An 8,530-nucleotide genomic window follows, 5' to 3' on the forward strand; every position below is an offset into this window, starting at 1 on the left:
TGGGGCATCTACAACGCCTCGCCCATCTTCGGCTTCAAGTTCGCTCCCTGGATGACACTGGGCGGCTGGCTGGGCGGCGCCATCGCCTGGCACTTCGCGGCGATGTGGCTGCTGGTGGCCAATGGCCTGTTCTACCTGCTGTATGGCAGCTTCAGCGGCCATTTCCGCCGCCACCTGCTGCCGCTACGCGCAGCCGATGTGGTCAGCGACGCGGTGCAGGCCATGCGCTTTCGCCTGCCGCATCAGCCCGGCGTCTACAACGCGGTGCAGAAGCTGCTGTACTGGGCGGTGATTCTGCTGGGCATCCTGGTAGTGCTGTCGGGTCTGGCGCTGTGGAAGCCGGTGCAGCTGGACTGGCTGGCCGATCTCTTCGGCGGCTTCGACTTTGCGCGCAAGGTGCATTTCGCCGCGATGGCCGGTATTGCTGGCTTCGTGGTGGTACACCTGGCCCTGGTGGCCATCGTTCCCAAGACCCTCATCCCGATGTTCACCGGAGGCCGTGATCACGAGGCCAATGCATCATGAAAGACAAGGAAGACATCAAACCGCCACGCCCGGAGAAGGCCGGCAAGATCCTGCTGGCCGACCATCGCCCGGCCCTGCTGAACGTGCAGCGCCGCCTCATGCTGCGCTCGGCGCTCTCGGTGGGGGCGCTGTCCATGCTGTCGGGCTGCGACCTGCAGGACAACGACAGCGTGGACAAGGTCCTGTGGGCCATGTCGCGCTGGAATGACCGGGTGCAGGCATTGCTGTTCCGCAGCCAGAAACTGGCACCGACCTATGCGGCCAGCCAGATCACCAATCCGTTTCCCTTCAACGCTTTCTATGACGAGTTCAACGCGCCCGACATCGATGGCAGCGACTGGCAGCTGGAAGTCTCCGGCCTGGTCAGCGACAAGCGCAGCTGGAATCTGGAGCGCCTGCGCGCACTGCCGCAGGCGGCGCAGATCACGCGTCACATCTGCATCGAAGGATGGAGCGCCATCGGCCAATGGTCGGGCGTGCCGCTGAGCTTGTTCCTGCAGGCGGTCGGCGCGGATCTCACGGCGAAATACGTGGGCTTCAAATGTGCGGACCGCTATTACTCCAGCCTGGACATGCCCACGGCGCTGCATCCGCAGACCATCCTGGCGCTGGACTTCGGCAAGGAGGCGCTGCCCACGCAATACGGCTATCCCCTGAAGGTACGTGTGCCGACCAAGCTGGGCTTCAAGAATCCCAAGCATGTGGTGGCCATCTTCGTGAGCAACCAGAACCCGGGCGGCTATTGGGAAGACCAGGGCTACAACTGGTTCAGCGGGATCTGAAGCGCGGATTCCACAAGACGGAATCCGGACGGCGGAAACCGGGCGGCAGCTCAGCCCCGGTTCTGCCGGAGTCGTTGCAGATCTTCCGGCGTATCGACATCCGAAAAAATCCCTGCATCCTCCACCGCAATCTCTACCAGTGCCGGGCTCTCCAGCAAAGCCCGCGCACCGCGATCTCCCTGCAGTGACAGCAAGGCCGGCAGGTGCGACTGCGCAAAGCCGGCCGGATTGCCGCGCCGTCCCTGCATCACCGGCACCACCATCGACGCCCCCGCCGCCAGCGCATCGCGCAAGCGCCGCACGGTGTCCGGCTGCACGCGCGGCATGTCGGCCAGCGCCACCAGCCATGCCGACGCATCAGCGCTCTGCTGCAGACCGCAGCGCAAGGAGGCGCTCATCTCACGCGGCCCATCCTTGCCAGTCATGCAGACCGTGCAGCCCAGCGCACGCAGCGCATCGGCCAGCGGTCCTTCTCCATGCACCACGGCCAGCACCGGCATCACTTCCAGCAAGGCTGCAGCCGTAGCGGTGGCCACGATGCCGGGACGGCCATCGTGATGGACGAAGGGCTGCAAGAGTTTTTCTTCGTGCGCGCCGAAGCGGCTACCCCGGCCGGCGGCCAGCAGCAGGGCGATGGGTGGGGAGAGTGTGGACATGGTGCAGCAGGTATCCCGAAACGCAAAGGCAAGCGGCCATTGTGCCCAAGTTTGGTCCGCTGCGTGGCCAAGGATGAGCCGGACTATGGTTGACGTACCAACAACGTCCGGACCACGCCGCGCGCCATCGCATGAGGACCACAGATCCTAATGTTTTAAATTGCATAATGTTTCCACCCGGCCAGTTTGAGGCTATCCTTGTCCGGCAAGGGTTTGCGGGCCTGCGTTGCCGAATTGGCATACCACGTTTCTGCATTTTGATATGGTCGCGATGGCAGCGGGCTCCTAGAATCGAGCGCATGCAAGGCGGCCTTGCCATTTGGTAATTGCTGGCATCGGTCTTGCTGGGGTAGCAGGGGCATCAGGGGGCAAGCCGGACGGTCGGGGAAAGTCCGTCTACGGGGCGCCATACACAACATGGTTGGGATGGAAAGAAGCAATGATCAAGAACATACGTATCGGCTCGCGCCTGGGGGCGGGTTTTGCCGTGGTGCTGGTGTTTTCCATGGTGGTCGCCGCCGTCGGCATCTGGCGCCTCAAGACGGTCGCGCAGCAGACCCAGCAGATGATGGACGTGCCGCTGAAGACCGAACGGCTGGTGTCGCAATGGAACACGCTGCTGCTCATCGCGATCCAGCGCACCACCACCGTGGTCAAGAGCCGCGATCCCGAACTGGAAGCCTTCCTCGCCAAGGAAGCCGCCGCTTCCAGCAAGGAATCCGCACAGACCCTGAAGGACGTGGAGCAGCTGCTCACCAGTGAAGAAGAGAAGAAGCTGTTCGCGGCCATCAACGCTGCGCGCAAGCAGTTCCTCGCCATCCGCGACCAGATCTACGCGGCCAAGAAGGAGGGCGATGCGGCCAAGGTGGACCAGCTCTACCAGCAGCAATACGTTGGCATCGCCAACAACACCCAGGGCGCGATGCGGTCCCTGCTGGATTTCGAACGCGCCCGCATCGATGAAATCTCTGCCGACATCCAGAAGGATGCGGCCAGCAGCCAGTGGCAGATCTTTGCACTGGAAGCCGTGATTCTGGCCTGCGGCATCGCCTTTGCGCTGCTGCTCACGCGCAGCATCACGCGGCCGGTACACGCGGCGCTGGCCATCTCGCAACGGGTGGCCGCCGGTGACCTGACCTCGCGCGCCCAGCCCATGGGCCAGGATGAACTGGGCCAGCTGGTGGCCTCGCTGCAAGGCATGAGCGAGCGCCTGCATGGCGTGGTCTCCACCGTGCGCCTGGGGGCCGACAGCATTGCCGTGGCCTCGGGTGAAATCGCCAACGGCAACCTCGATCTCTCGGCCCGTACCGAAGAGCAGGCCGGTGCGCTGGAAGAGACGGCTGCCTCCATCGAGCAGCTCACGTCCAGCGTGCGCACCAATTCCGAGAACGCGCATCAGGCCAATGACCTGGTCAAGTCGGCGGCTTCCATTGCGGGGCAGGGCGGGCAGGTGATGCAGGAGCTCATCGACACCATGGGCAACATCAACAGCTCCTCGCGCAAGATCGTCGACATCATCGGCGTGATCGATGGCATCGCGTTCCAGACCAACATCCTCGCGCTCAATGCGGCCGTGGAAGCGGCGCGTGCGGGCGAGCAGGGCCGTGGCTTTGCGGTGGTGGCTTCCGAAGTGCGCGCACTGGCGCAGCGCTCGGCCTCGGCCGCCAAGGAGATCAAGCAGCTCATCGATGATTCGGTCTCCAAGGTCGATGCCGGCAGCGAACTGGTGGAGCGCGCCGGCAAGACCATGCAGGAAGTGGTCGGCAGCGTGCAGGGCACGCATGCGCTGGTGGGCGATATCAGCACCGCCAGCCGCGAGCAGGCCGAAGGCATTCATCAGGTGAATCAGGCGGTGAGCCAGATGGATGGCGTGACCCAGCAGAATGCGGCGCTGGTGGAACAGGCGGCCGCAGCGGCGAAATCGCTGGAAGACCAGGCGGCGCAATTGAAGCGGGCAGTGGCTTTCTTCGCCTTGCAGGCGGCGTAGGCCAATCAGGCGCAGCGGAAAATAGAGAATAGGGCCGCAGCGTGCTGCGGCCCTTTTCATGCAGGCTCAGGAAAGATCAGAACAGATCAGAACAGATCAGGATGATCAGAAAGAATCAGGCCGCCTTGAGAAATTCCGGCCCGAAATCCATCAGCACGTCGCGCACCAGCGTAGCCGTGCTCTGGCAGCCCAGCTTGTCCTTGACGCTGGCGCGATGCACGTCCACCGTCTTGACGCTGATGTTGAGGTCGCGTGCGATGAGCTTGCTGGACTGGCCCATGATGACCTTCTCCAGGATCTCGCGTTCACGTGCGGTAAGGGTCTTCAGGCGCGCCTTGAGCTGCTGGCGGCGCTCGCGGGCCTGCATGTTGCCGGCCACGTTCTTGAGCGTCATCTGGATGCGTTCCAGCATCTGCTGCGAGTTGTAGGTTTTTTCCAGGAAGTCGACCGCGCCATTGTGCAGGGCGCGCACCGACATGGGGATGTCGCCATGGCCCGAGACGAAGATCACGGGGATGTCGGCCCCGATTTCCTTCAGGCGGTCCTGCAGCTGGAAGCCGCTGATTTCAGGCATGCGCACGTCCAGGATCAGGCAGGACAGGCTGTTGGCGTCATAGGCCTTCAAGAAGGCCTCGGGTCCATCGAAGCATTCGGTCCGGATATTGACCGAGCTCAGCAGCCAGGCCAGCGAAGTCCGAACGGCTTCGTCATCATCGACGATGTAGACCACCGGCGGGTTGGTTTCCATCTGCACTCCTCGTCTCGTCAAAATGGAGCCGGCTTGCACCGGCGCTATTTCCGACCCTCTCGATTTCTTGATGGACTGGTCGGCACAAATCAAAACGTCATGCTTTGACTTATGCAAAAAACAGGCCTGAAATTCTTGGGATCAGCGACACTGTAACACCCCCGTCCTGACGATGGTCTAGGTATTTTTACCTAGATCGTCTGCCGCAATCCCCTGTGGGGCGGGCATGTGGCACGGATTGCCTGCACCATGGGCATGCCTTAACCTGCTCTCATCGAACGCCGTGCTTCATCGGCGTGCATAACAGGGAGATCCCATGAGCACCACCGCCATTCAAAAAGAAACGCCATCCGCACCCGTGGTGCGCGCCCCCCTTGCTCCCGAGCAACTGGAATTCCGCAATGCCATGGCGCACCTGCCGGCGGCGGTATCCATCATCACCACCGATGGTGAAGGCGGCCGCTGCGGCATCACCGCCTCGGCCGTCTGCTCGGTGACCGATACGCCGCCCACGATCCTGGTGTGCATCAATCGCGGCAGCGCCATGCATGACGTGTTCAAGAAGAATGGGCGGTTGTGCGTGAACGTGCTCTCGGATGAGCTGGAACAGCTGGCCATGCACTTCTCCGGTGCCACCAAGGTCCCGATGGAAGAGCGTTTCGGCTGGGATATCTGGGAAGCACCGGGCGAACTGGGGCAGCCGGTACTGGCCGATGCGCTGGTCAAGCTGCAGGGGCGCATCCGCGAATTCAAGGAAGTGGGCACGCACTCGGTGATGTTCGTGGAGCTGGCCGAGGTCGAGGTCAATGAGAAGAAGGACAGCCTCATTTATTTCAATCGGCTGTTTCACAAGGTCAAGCGCACGGCGCTCTGAGATTCTTTCCTTAGGGTTAAAGATGAATGCCGTTCAGCGCAATGCTGAACGGCATTCATGCTTTCCGGGGGTGTTTTTTCGTTTTAAAAAACCGTTCGGACTGAGTAGCCGCGTAGCGGCGTATCGAAGGCGCTCCCCTCTGTGCGCCTTCGATACGCGGCCCAGCCGCTACTCAGTCCGAACGGTTGTCTGAAAAAAAGAAAATGGAGAGAAGGTAAAGCAGTGCTCAGAGATCCAGCACCAGCATCCCCGACCTCGCCCTTGATACACAGGTACAAATCTGGTCATTGGCCGCCTTCTCCTTCTTGGAGAGGCAATTGTCGCGATGATCCGGCTCGCCCTCCAGCAGCGGCACCACGCAGGTCCCGCAGATGCCTTCGCGGCAGGAGGTATCGATGACGATGCCCTCGCGCGCCAGGATGTCGACGATGGGAATGCCCACCGGGATCTGCACCACCTTGCCCGAGCTGGCCAGCTTCACTTCGAAGGCAGCATCGCCGCCGTCAGCACCCTGCGCAGAAGCAGCAGGGGCCACCGGTGCAGCAAAGTGTTCCAGATGAATCGCCTCCTCGCTGCGGCTGGCTGCTGCACACTTGACCACCGCATCCATGAAGGGAGCGGGGCCGCAAGTATAGACGTGGGCTTCCTTGCTGCCGGCTGCCAGACAGGCCGTCAGGTAATGGTCCATCTGCGCCGGCATGACTGCATAGTGGAAACGCACCTGCGCGGCGAAGGGTGCGTTCTCCAGCAGATCGGCAAAGGCCGCATGCTCGCGCGCGCGCACGAAGTAATGCAGCGTAAAGGGCTTCTGTTCGGCCCACAGGCGATAGGCCATCGCCAACAGCGGCGTCACACCGATGCCCGCGCCAAAGAGCAAGTGCTCCTGCGCGCCGGCGTCGAGCGCGAAGAGATTGCGCGGCGTGCCCACTTCCAGTTCCATGCCCGGCTTGACCGCATCATGCAAGGCCGCCGAGCCGCCACGCGACGCCGGTTCGCGCTTGACCGCGATGGTGTAGCCGCAACGGTCTTCCAGCGGACCGCACAGCGAGTATTGGCGCATGATCCCGGTCGGCCCGGTGACGTCGATGTGGGCCCCCGGCTCGTAAGCCGGCAGCGGGGCGCCATCGGCGCGCACCAGGCGGAAGGAACGGATGTCGCCGGTTTCATCGGTGAGGGTGTCTACGATCAGTTTCATGAGGCCAATACTCGTCGGTTCAATGTCGAAAGTGCGGTACGCCAGCTCAGAGCAGGAAGCCCAGCGCGTTGAGGCTGTCCATGGAGTTGATCAGGCGGATTACTTTTTGCTCGATCTTCGGACCCTGGGGCGTGAAGCGCAGGCGATGCGTGACGTTGGCCACGAACATCGTGTGCTGCTGGCGCTTGTAGCCCACCAGGACCTGGGCCGAGGTGATCTCCACCAGCTCCTCCGACAGGTGCACCGGCACGAAGCGCGACACGGTGCGCACGGTCGCTGCCGCATCCACGGCCGACATCGCGTGGCCCGAGGTCAGGCGCTCGATGCGGATCTTGCGCATGTGGGCATTGTCGTAGGCGTAGTTCAGCGAGGCCGCGTAGTCGGTGGTGTCGGGATCGATGGGCACCACGTAGTAACCATCCTCGGTCCACAGGGCTTGCCAGGCGGCATAGTCCTTTTTGTCCAGAAGTTCAGCTTCTTTCCAGATGAAGGCGATGGCACGCGCCATGGGCGCGGAGATGCCTTGCAGGGTGTCGTGTTGGTTCATATCGATCATTTCTCCATCATCTTTTTCCACATGGCATAGGCTTCGCGCATGCCGGTTTCATCGGTCGAGTGCGACACCTTGTCGCCGTTGTCGTCCACCCACTCACGGTTCAGGCCGCGATTGACCAGGATCGGCGCATTGCGGCCGGCGTGCGAACCGGCCTGCACGCGTTCCCACGCCTCGGCGTCATCGGGGCTGCCGAAACCGAACGGGCCCTGGAAGTGTTCGTGGATGCGCAGGCGTTCGCGGTTGGCGATCTCCGGTCCGCCGTCCATGCCCAGGGCCACGTGGCGGATCTGGGTCTCGCCCACCGACACCGGATGCAGCACCCGGAAGAAGGACATCGACATCGCCACGTTGGGGAACAGGTTCAGGTTGAAGCCGGCCCCGTGCAGCGAGCGCACGATGCGGCGCACCTGTTCCGGCGGCATCGTCTTGGAGAGTTCTTCGGTGACGTGGGCGAAGCGCTCCTGCAGTTGTTCGCTGCCATCGTCCACATCCAGGTCCACGTGTTCCGGCACCATGATCATGACGCTGTGGCCATTGCCCAGCGAACGGGTGATGGACTGGTCATCGGTCATGAAGGACAGCATCTCGGAAGTCTCTTCATCGACCGACGACAGGAAGGTCTTGTGCACCACCGGGAAGTGATAGCCGTCCGTGGTGTTTTCCAGCTGGATCTTCCAGTTGCCCTTGAAGCTGAACTTGTGCTCGCCCTGTACCTTCACGGGGAAGCCTGCGCCTTGCTTCATGAACAGGTCGATCCACTTCTTGGCATGGCCGAGGAAGTCCGACAGCGGTTCGATCTCCTGGTTGAAGGAGGCGAAGATCATGCCGTTGTAGCTCTCCGCACGCAGGCTCTGCAGCGGCAGGTCGGCCTTCTCGATGACGTCTTCATAGCCTTCCGGATAGGGCAGGCCGCGCAGCTTGCCGTCCAGGCCATAGGACCAGCTGTGGTAGGGACAGGTGAAACCGGTGGCATTGCCCTTGTGCTTTTCGCACACGGTGGCGCCACGATGGCGGCAGCGGTTTTCCAGCACGTTGATCTTGCCGGTCTTGTCGCGCACCACGATCACCGGCTGGCGGCCGATCTGGGCGGTCTTGAAATCACCGGGATTCTTGATCTCGCTTTCATGCGCGACCCAGATCCAGGTCTTGTAGAAGATCTTGTCCATCTCCGCTTCGAAGATGGCCGGATCGGTGTAGAGCGAAGGAT

Annotated in this window: 9 protein-coding genes; 4 read left to right on the forward strand and 5 right to left on the reverse strand. The window is 62.3% G+C overall.

The genetic code is table 11. From position 1 onward, the window contains the following. Positions 1-525 (forward strand): cytochrome b/b6 domain-containing protein (locus tag B3873_RS09150; RefSeq protein WP_286865442.1); only part of this gene is annotated, 525 nt, incomplete at its 5' end. Beyond that, the gene (locus B3873_RS09155) at positions 522-1,307 is read left to right on the forward strand and encodes a molybdopterin-dependent oxidoreductase (RefSeq protein WP_286865443.1); all 786 of its coding nucleotides are present in this window, start codon (positions 522-524) and stop codon (positions 1,305-1,307) included. The genes B3873_RS09150 and B3873_RS09155, both read left to right, overlap by 4 nt. A gap of 50 nt (positions 1,308-1,357) precedes the next feature. Here B3873_RS09155 and B3873_RS09160 read toward each other — a convergent pair whose 3' ends face one another. Then, complete coding sequence (locus B3873_RS09160; protein WP_286865444.1) at positions 1,358-1,963, reverse strand: nucleotidyltransferase family protein; 606 nt, start codon at positions 1,961-1,963, stop codon at positions 1,358-1,360. Between the two features lie 439 nt (positions 1,964-2,402). Between B3873_RS09160 and B3873_RS09165 the strand changes: the two genes are divergently transcribed. Beyond that, positions 2,403-3,950, forward strand: coding sequence for a methyl-accepting chemotaxis protein (locus B3873_RS09165; protein ID WP_286865445.1), 1,548 nt, complete (start codon positions 2,403-2,405; stop codon positions 3,948-3,950). Between the two features lie 115 nt (positions 3,951-4,065). On the opposite strand, the gene B3873_RS09170 is transcribed toward B3873_RS09165, so the two are convergent. Beyond that, positions 4,066-4,698, reverse strand: coding sequence for a response regulator transcription factor (locus B3873_RS09170; protein WP_286865447.1), 633 nt, complete (start codon positions 4,696-4,698; stop codon positions 4,066-4,068). Between the two features lie 316 nt (positions 4,699-5,014). Between B3873_RS09170 and hpaC the strand changes: the two genes are divergently transcribed. Further along, on the forward strand, positions 5,015-5,572 hold the full coding sequence (hpaC, locus tag B3873_RS09175; RefSeq protein ID WP_039788798.1) for a 4-hydroxyphenylacetate 3-monooxygenase, reductase component: 558 nt from the start codon (positions 5,015-5,017) through the stop codon (positions 5,570-5,572). A 226-nt stretch (positions 5,573-5,798) separates the two neighbouring features. On the opposite strand, the gene B3873_RS09180 is transcribed toward hpaC, so the two are convergent. From B3873_RS09180 to B3873_RS09190, 3 genes are all read right to left on the reverse strand, one after another. Next, complete coding sequence (locus B3873_RS09180; protein ID WP_286865448.1) at positions 5,799-6,767, reverse strand: PDR/VanB family oxidoreductase; 969 nt, start codon at positions 6,765-6,767, stop codon at positions 5,799-5,801. Positions 6,768-6,813: 46 nt separating this feature from the next. Beyond that, the gene (locus B3873_RS09185; RefSeq protein WP_286865449.1) at positions 6,814-7,314 is read right to left on the reverse strand and encodes an aromatic-ring-hydroxylating dioxygenase subunit beta; all 501 of its coding nucleotides are present in this window, start codon (positions 7,312-7,314) and stop codon (positions 6,814-6,816) included. Positions 7,315-7,319: 5 nt separating this feature from the next. After that, a partial coding sequence (locus B3873_RS09190; RefSeq protein ID WP_286865450.1) for an aromatic ring-hydroxylating oxygenase subunit alpha occupies positions 7,320-8,530 on the reverse strand: 1,211 nt, incomplete at its 5' end.

This window comes from Herbaspirillum sp. UBA812 (genome assembly GCF_002296545.1).
Classification (GTDB): Bacteria; Pseudomonadota; Gammaproteobacteria; order Burkholderiales; family Burkholderiaceae_D; genus Herbaspirillum; species Herbaspirillum huttiense.